Consider the following 18,297-nt stretch of genomic DNA (forward strand, 5'->3'; position numbering starts at 1 on the left):
ATATGAAATTTATTAAACCTTATTTGTTTGCCGTCACAACCTTGTTGACCGTAAGTTGTACATCACAAAAAGAAACCGCTTCATTAAAAGATGTTTATAAAAACGACTTCTACATTGGTACAGCTTTAAGTGCAGATCAAATTGAAGAAAAAGACAAAAAAGTTGATTCGTTAATTAAAAAAGAATTTAATGCAATCACGCCAGAAAACATTATGAAATCGATGTTTACGCATCCGCAAAAAGACAAATATGATTTTGCTTTATCGGATAAATTTGTGGCTTATGGCGAAAAAAACAAAATGTTCATTCACGGGCATACTTTAATATGGCACAGTCAATTAGCGCCTTGGATGGAAAAAATAACGGATAGTACCGAAATGAAGGCTTTCATGAAAGATCATATCACAACAATTGTTTCCAGATACAAAGGTAGAATCAATTCGTGGGATGTTGTAAATGAAGCTTTAAACGATGATGGAACATTGCGACAATCTGTTTTTTTCAAAACACTTGGCGAAAAATATCTTGTTGATGCTTTTAAACTGGCAGAAAAAGCAGATCCAAAAGTAGACTTATATTACAACGATTATAATATTGAAGAACCCGCAAAAAGAGCAGGAGCAATAGCTTTAATCAAAAAGATAAAAGCAGCAGGAGGAAAGGTTGACGGAGTTGGAATTCAGGGACATTGGAGATTGCAGAGTCCGTCGATTGAAGAAATTGAAAAAAGTATTTTAGAATATTCGGCATTGGGAATTAAAGTTGCTTTTACAGAATTGGATATTACCGTGCTGCCAAATCCGTGGGATTTAAAAGGTGCCGATGTCAATCAGAATTTTGAGGGAAGTGCGAAAATGAATCCGTATCCTAAAACATTGCCGGATTCAGTTCAAACGCAATTGGCAGAACGTTACGCATCGATTTTTAAATTATTTTTAAAGCATAAAGACAAAATCAGCCGTGTTACTTTTTGGGGTGTTTACGATGGACAATCGTGGTTAAATGACTGGCCGATAAAAGGAAGAACGAATTATCCGCTTCCATTTGATGCAGTTTTAAAACATAAACCAGCTTACAATAGTATTTTAAAGTTGAATAAAACGGAAGAATAACGAGTTAAAATGGCTTTCAATTAAAACATTGTTAACAATCGGTTGTTTTTGAAAATATTCTTGAAATAAAGTAAAGTAAATTTGCGTAATATGTTTTTTTGTATAATTTTACACAACCGATTGTTTTAATCATGATTCGCTTTCCTGCAAGGTTTCCAAAACCTTGTAGGTATATTTTGGGAAAGCATTATAAAACAATTTAAACCTACAAGGTTTTGAAAACCTTGCAGGAATAAGAACTAACTAACCACAAACCACAAAATGAATAACATTTCACAAAAATTATCCATCAAAGAAAAAATTGGATATAGCTTAGGAGACTTGGCCGCCAATTTAGTTTTTCAAACTTTGATGACGTATCTGGCTTATTTCTACACCGATATTTACGGATTATCGCCAACAGATTCTTCTATCATCATGTTGATTGTGGGTTTAGTGGCAGCTTTTATTTTTAATCCTATTATTGGCGTTTTAGCAGATAGAACCAGTACAAAATGGGGAAAATTCAGACCGTGGATTTTGGCAACCGCAATTCCGCTTGGAATTGTGGCGCTGTTAGCATTTTCAACTCCCGATTTCTCTTATAAAGGAAAAGTAATTTATGCCGTTGTAACCTATACTTTATTATTGCTTTTTTACGCCGGAAATAACTTGCCGTATTCTGCTTTAAGCGGTGTAATTACAGGCGATATGTCCGAAAGAAACAGTATGTCATCGTACCGTTTTGTGGCGGTTATGTTTGCGCAGTTTTTTGTTCAGGTTTTTATGCTCGGAATTATAAAAAGCGCCGGAAACGGGGACAAAGCAATTGGTATCGAAAAAGTAATGACCGTTTTGGCAATCATTGGAACTATCATGCTTTTAATCACATTTTTGACGACAAAAGAAAGAATCATTCCAAAGCCGGAACAAAAATCAAGCATAAAAGAAGATTTAAGCGATTTGGTCAAAAACAGACCGTGGATAATTATGCTTTCGCTTACGACTTTGGTTTTTATTACACTCGCAATGAAAGGCGGTTCGTATGTGTATTATTTTGAAAACTATGTCGATAAAGAGCAATTAGCCGTTTTTATTCAGCCTATTTTAGATACTTTATCGAACATTGGTTTGAATCATTTTGGAAATGATCCTGTTTCAGCCGGATTTGGATTGTTTAATGCCGGCGGCATTATCTTTATGATTGTGGGGATTACATTGTCTAAAAACCTGGCAGATAAATACGGAAAGCGAAATATATTCGGGGTGTTTTTATTCATTTCGACATTGTTTATTATCGCTTTCTATTTCTTTCCGTCAACGTCGATTAGCTTCATGTTTTTCTCCCAAATTCTGCACGGATTTTTCTACGGAATTACAATCCCGATTCTTTGGGCGATGATTGCCGATGTTGCCGATTATTCAGAATGGCTGAACAATCGCCGTGCGACAGCGATTATTTTCTCTGCCATGATGGTAGGTTTAAAAGCGGGATTAAGTATTGGTGGCGCTTTAACAACATTGTTTTTAGGATATTTCCATTATGCACCAAATTCTGCCGTACAGACAGAAACGGCAATAAACGGAATCAAATTATTGGTCAGCATTTTTCCTGCAATTCCATTTTTAATTGGAGCCGGATTATTGTTTTTCTATAAAATCAACAAACAAATGGAAGTGCAGATCGAAAGCGAATTAAAAGAAAGAAGAACTTAATTATTTAAAACCAAGATATTACTATGCCTGAAGATAGCATTGAACAAATTAATTTCGAGGAAATTAATGAACTGGCGATTTCAAAGCCTTTAGTCTCTCACATTTATACGGCCGACCCGTCGGCGCATGTATTTAATGGTAAAATTTATATTTATCCGTCACATGATATTGATGCGGGAATTCCGTTTAACGATAATGGTGATCACTTCGGGATGGAAGATTATCATGTTTTTTCGATGGAAAGTATTTCATCAAAGGCCGTTGATAATGGTGTTGCCTTACATGTAAAAGATGTTGCCTGGGCCGAAAAACAAATGTGGGCGCCAGACGCAGCACAGAAAAATGGAAAGTATTATTTGTATTTCCCTGCAAAACGCGCTAACGGAATTTTTCAGATTGGAGTTGCAGTTGGAGATTCTCCTGCGGGGCCTTTCAAGTCAGAACCGGATGCGATAAAAGGAAGTTACAGTATTGATCCAGCCGTTTTTGAAGACGAAGATGGGAAACATTATATTTATTTTGGCGGAATCTGGGGCGGACAGCTTCAGAAATACAGAAATAATAAATACGATCAGGACAATGAAGAACCTTCTGGAAACGAACCTGCTTTAGGACCAATTGTAGCTTTACTTCGTGATGATATGCTGGAGTTTGCAGAAGAACCAAAAGAGATTAAAATTCTGGATGAAAATGGAGAAATTCTGCTGGCTGGAGATAATAACCGCCGATTTTTTGAAGCTTCGTGGGTTCATAAATACAACGGAAAATATTATTTCTCGTATTCAACAGGAGATACCCATTTTATTTGTTACGCAATTGGCGACAATCCGTATGGGCCGTTTACGTATCAGGGAAGAATTTTGAATCCGGTTGTGGGATGGACTTCGCATCATTCTATTTGTGAGGTGGAGAACGAATGGTATTTGTTTTATCACGATTCGAGTTTGTCAAAAGGTGTAACGCATTTAAGAAGTATGAAAGTAACTAAAATCGATTATCTGGAAGATGGTTCGATTGTTACGATTGATCCGTATGGAATAAGAAGATTGATAGATTAAAAAAATTTCTTAAAAAATACAATCGGTTGTGTTGGTTTTGCTGTTTCTGATGAGGTTGGTTTGCGTGAGGGATAGCAGTGGAAAGCCCGCAGCCTGACGAAGGAAGTGCGAGGACTTGAAACGGATAGCCCGACCCGGAGGGGCACGCCCAAAGTATAAGTCGAAACAGATTTAAAAGTTAACAATTTAAATGCAAAAAGTATTTTTTTATAAGATACAATTATTTACTTTAGCATAACAGAACGGAACAGAACGGTATGCTAAAAGAAGAAGAAAAATTTGAGTTTATAATTAATCACGATAGTGATATTCCGAAGTACCAGCAATTGGTTGACGGGATTACAAATGCTATTGCCGAGAACATTTTACAAAAAGGAGATTTACTTCCATCAGTAAATGTAATCTGCAAAACATATCAGCTTTCGAGAGACACGGTTTTTAAGGCTTATACGATTTTAAAAGATCAAAATACAATTGAGTCTGTGCCGAATAAAGGATATTATGTTTCGGGAGAAACGAGAAAAGTGCTTTTGGTTTTAGACACTTTTAAGGCGTATAAAGAGGTTTTGTACCACTCATTTGTGAATAATCTGCCGGATAATGTGATTACTGATGTGCAGTTTCATCATTATAATATTGATGTTTTTAAAACGATCATCAATAACGGAATTGGGAAGTATTACAAATATGTGGTGATGAATTTCGATCACAAGGAAATTGCTCCGGCTTTGTCGGCGATTTCAAAAGACAAATTGCTTTTGATAGACTGGAATATTCAGGCTGATAAAAGTAATAATTATGTTTTTCAGGATTTTGGAAAAGCGTTTTATGAGTCATTGACAGAGGCGGCTGATTTGTTTAGAAAGTATAAAAAGATACAATTTGTGTATCCGGATTTCACCAATCACCCGAAGGAAACGGTTGATTTTTTTAAGAAATTCTGTGCTGATTTCGGCTTTGAATATGAAATTATTACAGATCCTAAAAAGTTCAATATCGAAAAAGGAATCGCATATATAAGTGTAAGTGACAGGATTTTAGGATATTTTTTAGAGCAGTGCAAAGAGAAAGATTTTGAGCCTGGAAAAGACGTTGGTTTTTTGTCGTATAACGAAACGCCAATGAAGAAATTTATTTATAAAGGAATTTCAGTTGTGTCAACTGATTTTAAGGAATTAGGAACCAAAGCAGCGGCATTTATTACGCATGACGAAGAAACGAAATGTTATGTGCCGACAAAATTAATAATAAGAGAATCATTGTAGTATGTATTATATCGGATATGATATTGGAAGTTCTTCGGTCAAGGCAGCCTTGGTTGAAGCTGAAACGGGTAAAAAAGTAATCGTTTTGAATGAACCGCAGAACGAAATGGAAATCTTGTCGATTCACCCGGACTGGGCAGAACAGGATCCTGAAATCTGGTGGCAGCACATTTGTACGGCAACCAAAAGAGCGATTCGCGAAGCTAATATTGATGCATCGAAAATTCAGGGAATTGGAATTTCGTATCAAATGCACGGATTGGTGATTGTGGATAAAGGCGGAAATGCGCTTCGAAATTCAATTATTTGGTGTGACAGCCGTGCGGTTGAAATTGGTAATACCGCTTTCGCCGAAATTGGAGAACAAAAATGTATGGAGCATTTACTGAATTCTCCGGGAAATTTTACGGCTTCGAAACTAAAATGGGTGAAGGAAAACGAACCTGAAGTTTACAATAAAATTGATAAATACATGCTTCCGGGAGATTATATCGCTTTGAAATTAACAGGCGAAGTAACGACAACTAAAAATGGTTTGTCTGAAGGAATGCTTTGGGATTATAAAGAAAATAAAGTAGCCGACTGGCTTTTGGATTATTACGGAATCGATCAGTCATTAACTCCAAAAATTGTAGAAAATTTTACGAATCAAGGCGTTGTTACTGAAAAAGCTTCTGCAGAATCTGGTCTTCCGGCAGGAATTCCTATTGTTTACAGAGCCGGAGATCAGCCGAATAATGCTTTGGCTTTGAATGTTTTGAATCCGGGAGAAGTGGCGGCAACGGGCGGAACTTCGGGAGTATTTTATGCGGTAAGCGAAATGTCGTCTGGAAAAAGTACGAGAGTAAACAATTTCGTTCACGTAAACTACGAATTGGAAACGCCTAGAGTTGGTAAACTTTTAAATATTAACGGAGCAGGAATTCAATACAGATGGCTTCGTAATAATATGGGGAACGAAAGTTATGAAGTTATGAATGAAAAAGCTTCAAATGTAGAAGTAGGTTCAGAAGGAGTTGTTGTGATTCCGTTTGGAAATGGCGCTGAACGTATGTTCAATAATAAAAACATCGGAACTCATTTTTTAAACCTCAACTTGAATATTCACAACAGTGCGCATTTATTTAGAGCTTCTCTTGAAGGAATTGCTTTTTCGTTTGTATACGGAATGGAATGTTTAAAGGATGATAATGCGACAATTAATGTGATTAGAGCCGGAAATGATAATCTTTTCCGTTCGGAGATTTTCTCAAATACGGTGGCGACTTTAATTGGTCACGAAATTGAAATTTATAACACAACCGGAGCAGTTGGAGCAGCAAGAGCTGTTGGTTTAAAAGATGGTGATTACAGCAAATTTGGAGCGAATGTTAGCGACAACGATCATGTAATGACGTTTTTACCGCTGCACAACGCAGCACCTTATGAAAAGGCTTACCAGAAATGGAAACAAGAATTAGAATTAATATTAACAACTAAATAAAAGAACAAATGATAGTTTTAGGAGATAAAGAATACTACAAAGGTATTGGCCAAATAAAATTTGAAGGAAAGGAATCTGATAATCCGTTGGCATTTAAATATTACAATCCAGACCAAGTTGTAGCTGGAAAAACAATGCGTGAGCACTTTAAATTTGCTATTGCGTATTGGCACACATTCTGCGGACAAGGTAGCGATCCATTCGGACCAGGAACACAGCAATTTGCTTGGGATCAATCATCAGATCCGTATCAGGCTGCAAAAGATAAGGCAGATGCTGCTTTTGAATTTATCAGCAAAATGGGATTCGATTATTTCTGTTTCCACGATTACGATTTAATTGCTGAAGGAGCAACTTTCGCAGAATCAGAAAAGCGTTTAGCTTTTATTACGGATTACTTAAAACAGAAAAAAGCAGAGTCTGGAATTAAATTACTTTGGGGAACTTCAAACTGTTTTTCAAACCCAAGATTTATGAACGGAGCGGCTACAAATCCAGATTTTAATGTAGTAGCAAGAGCCGGAGGACAAGTGAAATTAGCGCTTGATGCAACGATTGCTTTAGGCGGAGAAAACTACGTATTTTGGGGCGGTAGAGAAGGTTATATGTCTTTACTAAACACAGATATGGGTAGAGAATTAGACCACATGGCGCAATTCCTTGCAATGTCTAGAGATTACGCAAGAGCGCAAGGTTTTAAAGGAACTTTCTTTATTGAGCCAAAACCAATGGAGCCGTCAAAACACCAATACGATTTTGACTCGGCAACGGCAATTGGATTCTTAAAAGAATATGGTTTAGATAAAGATTTCAAAATTAATATTGAGGTAAACCACGCTACATTAGCACAGCATACTTTTCAACATGAATTAGAAGTTGCAGCAAAAGCAGGAATGTTAGGAAGCATCGATGCAAACAGAGGAGATTACCAAAACGGATGGGATACTGACCAGTTTCCAAATAACATTCAGGAAACTACTGAAGCGATGTTGGTTTTCTTAAAAGCTGGCGGATTGCAAGGCGGTGGAGTTAATTTTGATGCTAAAATTAGAAGAAATTCTACAGATTTAGAAGATGTTTTCTTAGCGCATATTGGTGGAGCTGATACTTTTGCAAGAGCTTTATTGACTGCAGATAAAATCATTACTTCTTCTCCTTACGAAAAATTAAGAACAGAAAGATACAGTTCTTTTGATGCCGGAAAAGGGAAAGATTTCGAAAACGGAAAATTAAACCTTAAAGATTTATATGATATCGCAAACCAAAACGGAGAGTTAACACTTCAAAGCGGTAAACAGGAATTGTTTGAAAATATCATTAACCAATATATTTAATAATTTATTTAAACACATAGAAACATAGATTTGAGTTTTTATAAAAAGAGGTGAAAAAAATCTAGATTTTTACACAGTGCTATTTGTGTTTAAACAAGTGAAACGCCTTTATCGACAAAGAAAACTATGTATCTATGTGTTTAAAATTTATTAGTGAGAAAACTATCTAAAGAAATACGACTAAATTTTAATGTGATAGCTGTAGAAAGTAGTAATTTTTTAACAGCTGTTTCTAGTGATTTTTTAGATGAAAATAGAGAGAATGTGTATTAAGATTATGACTTGTTTTGAGATTTAGATTTGAAGAAAATAGATTGAAGGTTTAGTTGCTATTTTTTGAAAATTGAAGTTTAAAAATAAAGTCAGTTCGATAAAATTATTAAGTGAGTTATTTTTTTATTGAAGGTTTTTTGAAGAGCAGAATCGGTCGAAATGCACATTTTTTTTCTCACTAAAAGTTAGACGCACTGCTGTGCGTCTCTACAAATTACACATAATCTTGTCATTTCGACTGAAAGGAGAAATCGCACAAGAAACTCTACAAAGATTGACGATTTTGCATGTCGAATTACTAGTGCGATTTCTCGTTCCTCGAAATGACAAACTGCACGATTTACTTCATTAAAAACAATTGCAGACCACAAAATAACCACCAACCTTAAACCAAAAAAACTTATGAAATTTTTTATTGATACCGCTAACCTCGAAGACATTCGAGAAGCACAATCTCTAGGCGTTCTCGACGGCGTAACCACCAATCCGTCTTTAATGGCAAAAGAAGGCATTACAGGAAAAGACAACATTTTAAAACATTATCTTGACATTTGTAATATTGTTGACGGAGATGTTTCTGCTGAGGTAATTTCTACTGATTTTGACGGAATGATAAGAGAAGGAGAGGAGCTTGCAGCGTTGCATCCGCAGATTGTGGTGAAATTACCGATGATCGGCGACGGAATAAAAGCTTGTAAATACTTTTCTTCCAAAGGAATCAAAACCAATGTAACATTAGTGTTTTCAGCAGGTCAGGCTTTATTGGCGGCGAAAGCCGGAGCGACTTATGTTTCTCCGTTTTTAGGACGATTAGATGATGTTTCGACTGATGGAATGCATTTAATTGCCGAAATCAGGGAAATTTATGATAATTACGATTATCAAACGCAAATCCTTTCTGCTTCGGTAAGACATACCATGCATATTGTAAATTGTGCCAAAGTTGGATCAGATGTTATGACCGGACCGCTTTCGGCAATTAAAGGATTATTGAAACATCCGCTTACTGATATTGGTTTAAAACAGTTTGTTGAAGATGCTAAAAAAATGAATCTCTAAACCCTAAATACACAACGCAATGATTAAGCCCTTTTCTTCTGGAAAAGGGCTTTTTTTGTAACTTTTCAACAACCGATTGCCTTTTTAAATAGTTTTTAAGTCAAATATTTTTAGAGATGCGCTCCTATTCAGCTTTCCTTTAGAATATTAAGTTAAAATTTCAATTATTCTGTACTTTTTATATTACTAAAACGATGTAGATATATTGAAAATATCTTAAATTCTTCATTTTATGCTTTTTTTAATATTTTGAAGAAAACAGTTTTTTATTCATAATGTTTTGAGTGTTCAGGTTTGTAAATATGAATATAATTTAATTTTTTATTAATATAAATAAACTATATGTTTTTTTAAGATACTATTTTTTTAAAATTCTTAAATAAAATCAACGCAACCGATTGTGTGTTGTTGTTTTTTATATATATTTGTTTCAATAATGATTATGAGTTGTTTTTATTCTGAAAACAGTTCCTGAATCATTTCATAAAAAAAACTAACTAAACCATACTATTAACTCATTAAACTAATTATTTATGACTAACCTTTTAATTACTAAAAGCAAATCAAAATACTTTAAAAACTTAGGATACTTAATCCTGATGCTGGTATTTTCTGCTGCGGTAAATGCACAAACCACTGTGTCAGGAACAGTTTCTGATAGTAACGGACCAATACCGGGAGTAAACATTTTTGTAAAAGGAACTAAAATCAGTTCGGTTTCAAATTTTGACGGAACGTATACCATCAGCCCGGTTCCCGCAAATGCAATTTTATCTTTCAGCTTTATTGGTTACAAATCAAAAGACGTTGCGGTTGCTAACAAAAGCAAAATAGATGTAACACTTGAAGAAGATGTAAGCAGCTTAAAAGAAGTTGTAGTTGTAGGTTACGGCACCATGAAAAGATCAGATTTAACAGGTTCTGTTTCATCAGTAACCAGTCAGGCAGTTACACAATCTGTAACTACATCAATCGAGCAGGTTTTACAAGGACGTGCGGCGGGTGTAAACGTACAGGCAAACAACGGTGCGCCGGGAGCAAGTTCTTCTATTCGTATTCGTGGTATCAGTTCGCTAACAGGATCAAATGAACCCATTTTTGTAATCGATGGTGTAATTATCGACAATACAACAAGTTCTGTAAACACGAATCCGCTTTCTATGATTAATCCGTCAGACATTGTTTCGATGGACGTTTTAAAAGATGCTTCAGCAACTGCAATTTATGGTTCCAGAGCAGCAAACGGAGTTATTATCGTAACCACAAAACGCGGTAAAAAAGGCGACCTTACTTTAAACTTTGACAGTTATGTAGGATGGCAGGAAATTCCGAAACATTTGGATTTATTAAACCTTAGAGAATACGGAACATTAAAAAACACACGTTCGGACTTAGGAATTGTACAACGTGACAATACCTTTATTCGCCCTGATTTATTAGGCGAAGGAACAGACTGGCAGAAAGAATTGTTCAACACCGCTTTAATGCAGAGTTACAATTTATCAGCTTCAGGAGGCTCAGAAAGTACAACTTACTCTTTAGGAATTGGTTATTTAGATCAGGAAGGTATAGCAATTGGATCTTCATTTGACCGTTTCAATTTAAGAGGAGTTGTAGATTCTCAGGTAAAAAGCTTTTTAAAATTGGGAGTAAACTTTGCCCTAAGTCAATACAATCAAACAACAACGGTTACAGATGATGCTTTAATTATAACGGCTTTAAAACAAACGCCAAACGTTGCGGTTCGTAATGCCGATGGAACTTTTGATGGTCCTGATACTACAGAATTCGTTCAAAATAACCCAATTGGTTTAGCTTCTATAAAAGACAATCACAATAAAAATTACGCTATTAGAGCTAATACGTATGCTGAAATTGGTTTTACAAAAGACCTTAAATTCAAAACGCAATATTCATTAGATTACGGATTTGCAAACAATTATACTTTTAATCCATCGTATACTTTTGGAGCTTTGGTAAACGATGTTCGCGAAGGAACAAGAACAAAATCAAACAGTGCATTCTGGAGCTGGAACAATTTATTGACTTACAATAAAACTTTTGGCGTACACACGATTAATGCCATGTTAGGTCAGGAAATGCAGGAATCAAGCTGGGAAAATCTTTACGGATACCGTTCTGGATACATCACAAACGGTGCTACAGATTTAAATGCCGGAGATGCCACAACAGCCAGAAACTCTAATGCAAGCAGTGTAAGTTCTATCAGTTCTTACTTTGGGAGATTGTTTTATTCTTTCAACGATAAATATTTACTTACTGCGACTTTAAGACGAGACGGGTCTTCAAAATTTGCAGAAGAAAACCGTTGGGGATGGTTTCCGTCAGCCGCTTTGGCCTGGAAAATCTCAAACGAAAATTTCTTAAAAGAAAATAAAACCATCAACAATTTAAAATTACGTTTAGGATGGGGAGCAGTTGGTAACCAAAGTGCGCCAAACTACGCTTATACTTCAATTTACGGATCTTCGGCAACAAACTGGGGAACAGGACAATTGGCAGGAAACACCGCAAACCCAGACATTAAATGGGAAACTACTTATTCAAGCAACCTAGGTTTAGACCTTGGACTTTTTAATAACAGAGTAGAACTGGTTGCCGATGTATATTACAAAAAAACAAACGACTTATTGCTTGAACTTCCACTTCCGGCTTATGTAGGAACAACTGGGCAGGGAGCAACAAGACCGCCAACAGTAAACATTGGATCTCTTGAAAATAAAGGATTTGAGTTCAGTTTGAATACCATCAACATGGAGAGAAACGATTTTATATGGAAATCGAATATTGTTTTCTCAATGAACAGAAGCAAAGTTCTGGCACTTAATACAGAATCTGGTGTATTAAATAAAAACATTCAGCAAGGTTCTGATGTTACGACTGTTACCAGAACGGCGGTTGGAGAAGCAATTGGACAATTTTACGGATATAAGGTGATTGGCCGATTTGAAAAAGCAACAGATTTCTATTATAAAGATAAAGACGGAGTGGTAAAACCAACTGCTTTGCCAGAAGGAATGGCGATTGGTGAAAACGGCGTTTGGATTGGGGATTATATTTTTGAAGATGTAAATAAAGACGGAATCATCAATGAAAAAGACCGCGATTACATTGGAAATCCGGCTCCGGATTTCACTTTCGGTATCGGAAACACATTTTCTTTCCAGGGATTTGATATCAACATTTTGCTGACTAGTTCTTACGGAAATGATATCGTAAACTACCAAAGACGCTGGTTAGAAAATCCTCGTGAAAACACCAATTTATTGAAATCTTCTTTAGGATATGCACAATTAGAATTAATCGACCCAAATGGGCCAAACGATTATCGTAATGTACAAATTGTGGGTGGAGATCCTTATATGACCAGAATTGCGGCGTCGTCTGCATCATCAGCTTCAAACTACCGTTTTAGCAACCGCTTTGTAGAAGATGGTTCTTATGTAAGAGTAAAGAATATTTCGATAGGATATAATCTTCCAAAGAAATTATATTCTAAATACGGAATCTCAAACATTAAGATATATTCTAACGCTCAAAACGTTTTAACCTTTACAAAATACAAAGGTTACGATCCAGAAGTGGGATCAATTAATCAGGATGCACTTTTAAGTGGTATTGATAATGGACGTTATCCTTCGCCAATTATTACAACGCTTGGATTGAATGTTAATTTCTAAAATTTACAAACTATGAAAACAAAAAAAATATTTTACACGGTTCTTATGATCGCATTGCCATTTGTTTGGACTAGTTGTAGTGATCTTTTAGATGTTGAACCAGAAGATCAAATCACAAAAGAGAATTTTTATAAATCAGAATCGGATTTTCAGTCGGCAACAGGTCCGCTTTACAACAGAGTTTGGTTTGATTTTAATGATAAATTCTATTACGGTTTAGGCGACGGACGTTCAGATAATTTGTACGCACCTTATTCTGATTACGTTTATCCGTTTACAGATTTATCTGAAACAGGATTAACCGGACCTTTAGTTTCGGCTTGGGGGTCTTTATACAATGTTGTACAGCAATCGAATAATGTTATTATCGGTATTTCCGAAAGTAAAGTAGACGAAAGCGTTAAAAACAAATACATTGCCGAAGCACGTTTTATGAGAGGAACCGCCTATTGGTATTTAGCTTCTTTATGGGGAGATGTAATTATTTCTACAGACCCAAGAGAATTGGTTAAAAATCCAATTGTAAACAAAAATCCATTAAAAGATGTTTACGAATTTGCGATTCGCGATTTAGAATTTGCAGCAAAATATCTGCCAGAAACGGCAGGACAAGCCGGACGTTTAACAAAATACAGCGCATTCGGAATGTTGTCTCGTGTTTACCTATCATATTCGGGAGTAAGCGACAACCCAAACAGCGGAACAAGAAACCAGCAGTATTTAGATTTAGCCAAAAAAGCGGCCGAAAAAGTAATCACTTCAGGTCCATATACTTTAATGACAAATTACGCTGATTTATTTATGGTTGATAACAACAACAATACTGAATCTATGTTTGCCTTGCAATGGGTTCCAAACGGAGATTACGGAGTTATTAATACACATCAGGCTTATTTTGCTTTAGGTTCTGATATTACAGGAGACGATGCAGCTTGGGGTTACTGGACAAGAGCTTCAAATGATGTTTTAAAAGAATACGAATCAAAAGACCTTCGACGTAAAGCAACCTGGATGGGCGATGATGATTTTTATCCGGAAATCAATAAATCAAACGGAGGTTATACAGTCGATCACGCAAAAGAATTTTTAACGGTAAAAAAAGGAGTTGTAGGTTCTACAAAAGACAATTCTAAAATTAGCCGTATGAACTCAGCCTTAAATACTTATATGCTGCGTTTGGGAGAAGTTTATTTAAATTATGCCGAAGCGGCTTTAGGAAACAACGCTTCAACAGCAGATGCACTTGCTTTAGATGGCGTAAATAAACTTCGTGTGCGTGCAGGTCTTGATCCAAAAACAACCTTGACTTATGCCGATATTATTCACGAAAGAAGAGTTGAATTAGCGATGGAAGGACAATATTGGTACGATTTAGTACGACGCGCTTATTACAAACAGCAAGAAGTTATCAACTACGTAACGGCACAAAACCGTGGAACAATTGAGCCAATTCTTTACGATTCTGCAACAAATACCTTATCTATAGATCCGGCAAGAAGCAGCAGTCCGCGTTCAATTGGCGTGATCGATGCTACAATTTTCCTTCTTCCTTATCCGGAATCAGAACTGGTTCAGAATCCGTTGTTGAGAGAAAATCCGGTTCCGTATCAATTTACAGAAGAAAAAATAACAGACTTGTTCTAGTATTTTGAAAAACAACAATCTAAAAAATATTAATATGAAATATATTTTAAATAAAAAATATTGGGCACCCATCGCACTGCTGGGAATAATGTTCTTTAGTACGCTATTTACTTCTTGTGATAATAACGATTCTGAAGGCGGAACCATAACCATATCAAAAGTTTTTCTGGAAGATGTAAACTCAACTGTTCCGGATAGAGAAGTTACTTTTGCCCGTTTAGGACAAGCTTTACGTATACAAGGTTCTGGTTTTACAGGCTTAAAAAGAGTCTACATCAACGGATATCAAACTTATTTTAATGTAGTTTTTGTATCCGATAATTCAATGCTGATCAATGTTTCTGCCGATACTCCAATTTTAGAAGCAGATCCATCCGTAAGAAACACGATTCGATTTGTAAACGATAATAATGAAACTACATTTTCATTTGAAATTCGTTCAGGAAAACCAGCGATCACAAACATTTCTAACACAATGCCTAATGCAGGAGAAACCATTACCGTTTCTGGAACTGGTTTAACCGAAGTAAGCAAAGTTGTTTTCCCTGGAAATATCGAAGTAACAACAGGAATTACTTCAGATGAAGACGGTGAATTTTTTACAGTTGCAGTGCCAAACGGCGTTTCAGACAATGGAGGTTCATTATTCGTTCAGACTTCAAACGGAGGTGTTTATTCTCCGGCTTATTTCAACTTTAAAAAAGGTGTTTTATTAGATTTTGACGGAAGAGGACAACACGGTTATTGGGGAACTTCAACCAGTATGATTCAGCCAGAAGATTTAGAATCACTTGCTTTAGGAACAGGAAATGTTTCGCAAGGCAAATATGTACCGCACCGTCCGGAAAGAATTGCTTCTTTTGATGCTGCCAAAAACAGATGTACAGAAGTTTGGACAGCAGGAAACGGCGTCGATAACTGGAGAACACAATTAACACCTTATATTCCGGCAAGCACGCCGCTTGACAAAGTCGCATTACAGTTTGATGTATACGTTCCGGATGTTTGGAAAGATTCTGGATTCTTAAAAATATGCATGGTCAATAATTTTAACGGAGGAGAATGGACAGGAGCTGTTTATAATTATGTTCCGTGGATTGTTGACGGAAAATCAGTTGCTTTTCAAACCACAGGATGGACAACGGTTACAATTCCGCTAAATAAATTTTATGCATGGTCTAAAGAACCGTTCACTTTTGAAACCGTTTTAGCATATCGTGAAGCTGCAACGTATCAAAACTTTGGTTTTTTCTTTGAAAATTCTGATGTAAAACTAAAAGACGTTACAGGAACTGCAAGTGAAGTAGAATTTGCTTCAAAACCAACTTCAGTAAAAGTGTACACAGACAACTGGAGAATAGTATCCTTAGATACTCCGGTTTACAACGATTTTCCTAACTAAAAAAACACCAAAATGAAATATAAATATATAATACCAGTAATTGCTTCATCCTTAATGCTTCTGGCATCTTGTGATGATAATTTAATGGAATGGGAAAAAGATCCTGAGCATGGCGAGGTTACAGGGGCAGAACTTCCGTTAGAATTAGTAGAAAAAATAAGCCGATACGATAACCTTAAAACGTACACAGATTTTGTTTTAGGAAACGGAATTGGTGCCGATTTATACCTAACTGACGCGACGTACCGTAAAATTGTAAACGACAACTTTGATGAGGTTACGCCGGGTTATGAAATGAAACACGGTGCAATGGTAAACTCAAAAGGGGAAATTAATTTTACTAAAGTAGATGCCTTTATTGCCGAAACAAAAAAAGCAGGATTAACAGTTTTTGGCCATACTTTGGTTTGGCATTCCAACCAAAATGCAAGTTATTTAAACAGCATTATTGCACCAACTGTAATTCCCGGTTCAAGCGGAACCAATACACTAGATGTAGCAGGTTTAAAAAACGGAACATTTACAAACTGGGCCAGAAATAATCCCGGAAAAGGAATTGCTATTGCAGCAAATGAAGGACTTGCAACGGGTTCGCAGGCTATTAAATTAGAATCAAGCGCAACGTCTTCTGCACCTTATAATCTGCAATTAACCTCTCCGGATGTATCGATTGTAAGTGGTCACAATTATGAGATTTCTTTCTACATTAAATCAGATGTAACCGGAAAAGGACGTATTTCTTTCAACGCTTCCTTAACCAACCAATATCCGTACAAAGACTGGTTCAGTACAGGCGGATCCTGGACAGAAGCTTTTGCAACAACATCAGCTTGGCAGCAGGTTAAAATTAAATTAGCTCCCGGAGATTTTGTTGGCGGAAGCACCAATTTCAAATTCAATATTGATTTAGGATATCTGCCAAATGTGACGTATTTAATTGATGTAAATACAATTGCAGTTGTAGATCTTGATGCCGCAGCAACAGTTACAAATTTGGTTGCCAATGGTAATTTTAATGCAGGTATTAGCGGATGGTCAAAATACAATGGAGCTAATGATGCTTTAAGCGCAGCAGGCGCGTCTGATGCATATGAAGGAAACGGAGCTATGAAAGTGGTAAACGCAACTTCGGATGCGGCAAATCAATGGAAAACGCAAATTCATGCTGATTTTACTTCAACCTTCACTTCTGGAAAAGAATATACCATTTCGTATATGATACGTTCTGAAGCAACTGGTTCTGTAAGATGTTCAACAACAGGAACAACGGCTCATTATCAGGGAGATCAGGCAACAACACCAAGTTGGAAATTAGTAGAATGGAAATTTACCGGAAATGGAACCGAAACAGGTTTAAACTTTGATTTAGGAGGAGCAGCCGGAACATATTACATAGATAATGTTTTAGTAACCGATGGATCATCAGGCGGAGGCCCAACAGCACCAATAACTATCGAGAAAACCGATGCAGAGAAAACAAAAATTATTGGCGATGCAATGGCTGACTGGGTTTCTAAAATGATGACACATTACAAAACAAGTGTTTTTGCTTGGGATGTTGTAAACGAACCAATGAAAGAAGATGGAACATTAAGAACAGGAAATGAAGGTGATACCGCAGCAGATTTTTTCTCTTGGATAAAATATCTTGGAAAAGATTACGCTGTAACGGCATTCAAATTAGCACGCCAATACGGAAATGCAACAGACAAACTTTTCATCAACGATTATAACTTAGAATCAAGATTAGACAAATGCGACGGATTGATTCAATATGTGGAATATATCGAAAGTCAAGGCGGAAAAGTTGACGGAATTGGTACGCAGATGCACATAGGTCTAAATACAGATAAAGATAAAATTGCCCAAATGTTCCAAAAACTGGCAGCGACAGGAAAATTGATTAAAATTTCGGAGTTAGATGTGAGATTAGGAACAAATGCTCCAACAGTTGCGCAGCAGGCTTCACAAGCCGAAATGTATCAATATGTGGTAGATATGTATAAAAAACATATTCCGGCAGCGCAGCAATATGGTATTACAGTTTGGGGAGTTTCTGATAACTCCAAAGAACATGAATTCTGGCTTCCGGACGAAGCACCAAATCTTTGGGATGCAAATTACGTTCGTAAACACGCCTATAAAGGAACTGCTGATGGTCTTGCAGGAAAAGATGTAAGTAAAGACTTTTCAGGAGAGTTGGTTAAGTAAGTTAAGTGTAGTCTTAATCCATAATATGAATCTGAAAGGATTTGTATTATGGATTATTTG

The 18,297-nt window shown here is 36.3% G+C and carries 11 protein-coding genes; all 11 read left to right on the forward strand.

What is annotated here, in order from left to right; genetic code table 11:
- The first annotated feature begins 2 nt into the window (after window positions 1-2).
- Entirely contained in the window at window positions 3-1,112 is a 1,110-nt protein-coding gene (locus NLJ00_RS10905; RefSeq protein WP_256637183.1) for an endo-1,4-beta-xylanase, read from the forward strand.
- Between the two features lie 261 nt (window positions 1,113-1,373).
- Entirely contained in the window at window positions 1,374-2,807 is a 1,434-nt protein-coding gene (locus NLJ00_RS10910; protein ID WP_256637184.1) for an MFS transporter, read from the forward strand.
- Between the two features lie 23 nt (window positions 2,808-2,830).
- Window positions 2,831-3,865 carry a glycoside hydrolase family 43 protein gene (locus tag NLJ00_RS10915; protein WP_256637185.1) on the forward strand — a complete coding sequence of 345 codons (1,035 nt, stop codon included), beginning with the start codon at window positions 2,831-2,833 and terminating at the stop codon, window positions 3,863-3,865.
- 257 nt (window positions 3,866-4,122) lie between these two features.
- Window positions 4,123-5,130 carry a GntR family transcriptional regulator gene (locus NLJ00_RS10920; protein WP_256637186.1) on the forward strand — a complete coding sequence of 336 codons (1,008 nt, stop codon included), beginning with the start codon at window positions 4,123-4,125 and terminating at the stop codon, window positions 5,128-5,130.
- 1 nt (window position 5,131) lies between these two features.
- Window positions 5,132-6,613, forward strand: a complete 1,482-nt coding sequence (locus NLJ00_RS10925; RefSeq protein WP_256637187.1) for a xylulokinase — start codon at window positions 5,132-5,134, stop codon at window positions 6,611-6,613.
- Window positions 6,614-6,621: 8 nt separating this feature from the next.
- Window positions 6,622-7,947, forward strand: a complete 1,326-nt coding sequence (gene xylA, locus NLJ00_RS10930; protein WP_256637188.1) for a xylose isomerase — start codon at window positions 6,622-6,624, stop codon at window positions 7,945-7,947.
- A 675-nt stretch (window positions 7,948-8,622) separates the two neighbouring features.
- Window positions 8,623-9,279 carry a fructose-6-phosphate aldolase gene (gene fsa / locus NLJ00_RS10935; protein WP_180856806.1) on the forward strand — a complete coding sequence of 219 codons (657 nt, stop codon included), beginning with the start codon at window positions 8,623-8,625 and terminating at the stop codon, window positions 9,277-9,279.
- 533 nt (window positions 9,280-9,812) lie between these two features.
- The gene (locus NLJ00_RS10940) at window positions 9,813-12,980 is read left to right on the forward strand and encodes a SusC/RagA family TonB-linked outer membrane protein (protein ID WP_256637189.1); all 3,168 of its coding nucleotides are present in this window, start codon (window positions 9,813-9,815) and stop codon (window positions 12,978-12,980) included.
- A 12-nt stretch (window positions 12,981-12,992) separates the two neighbouring features.
- A complete protein-coding gene (locus NLJ00_RS10945; protein ID WP_053473043.1) occupies window positions 12,993-14,624 on the forward strand; it encodes a RagB/SusD family nutrient uptake outer membrane protein in 1,632 nt (543 codons plus the stop codon).
- A 34-nt stretch (window positions 14,625-14,658) separates the two neighbouring features.
- Window positions 14,659-16,026, forward strand: a complete 1,368-nt coding sequence (locus tag NLJ00_RS10950; RefSeq protein ID WP_256637190.1) for a glycan-binding surface protein — start codon at window positions 14,659-14,661, stop codon at window positions 16,024-16,026.
- A gap of 12 nt (window positions 16,027-16,038) precedes the next feature.
- Window positions 16,039-18,237, forward strand: coding sequence for an endo-1,4-beta-xylanase (locus NLJ00_RS10955; protein WP_256637191.1), 2,199 nt, complete (start codon window positions 16,039-16,041; stop codon window positions 18,235-18,237).
- The last annotated feature ends 60 nt before the right edge of the window (window positions 18,238-18,297 follow it).

This window comes from Flavobacterium panici (genome assembly GCF_024499525.1).
Taxonomy (GTDB): Bacteria; Bacteroidota; Bacteroidia; order Flavobacteriales; family Flavobacteriaceae; genus Flavobacterium; species Flavobacterium panici.

Excerpts from the sequence above, each read along its gene's own strand:
- NLJ00_RS10905 (WP_256637183.1), top strand. The coding sequence starts at position 3 with ATGAAATTTATTAAACCTTATTTGTTTGCCGTCACAACCTTGTTGACC.
- NLJ00_RS10910 (WP_256637184.1), top strand. The coding sequence starts at position 1,374 with ATGAATAACATTTCACAAAAATTATCCATCAAAGAAAAAATTGGATAT.
- NLJ00_RS10915 (WP_256637185.1), top strand. The coding sequence starts at position 2,831 with ATGCCTGAAGATAGCATTGAACAAATTAATTTCGAGGAAATTAATGAA.
- NLJ00_RS10920 (WP_256637186.1), top strand. The coding sequence starts at position 4,123 with ATGCTAAAAGAAGAAGAAAAATTTGAGTTTATAATTAATCACGATAGT.
- NLJ00_RS10925 (WP_256637187.1), top strand. The coding sequence starts at position 5,132 with ATGTATTATATCGGATATGATATTGGAAGTTCTTCGGTCAAGGCAGCC.
- xylA (WP_256637188.1), top strand. The coding sequence starts at position 6,622 with ATGATAGTTTTAGGAGATAAAGAATACTACAAAGGTATTGGCCAAATA.
- fsa (WP_180856806.1), top strand. The coding sequence starts at position 8,623 with ATGAAATTTTTTATTGATACCGCTAACCTCGAAGACATTCGAGAAGCA.
- NLJ00_RS10940 (WP_256637189.1), top strand. The coding sequence starts at position 9,813 with ATGACTAACCTTTTAATTACTAAAAGCAAATCAAAATACTTTAAAAAC.
- NLJ00_RS10945 (WP_053473043.1), top strand. The coding sequence starts at position 12,993 with ATGAAAACAAAAAAAATATTTTACACGGTTCTTATGATCGCATTGCCA.
- NLJ00_RS10950 (WP_256637190.1), top strand. The coding sequence starts at position 14,659 with ATGAAATATATTTTAAATAAAAAATATTGGGCACCCATCGCACTGCTG.
- NLJ00_RS10955 (WP_256637191.1), top strand. The coding sequence starts at position 16,039 with ATGAAATATAAATATATAATACCAGTAATTGCTTCATCCTTAATGCTT.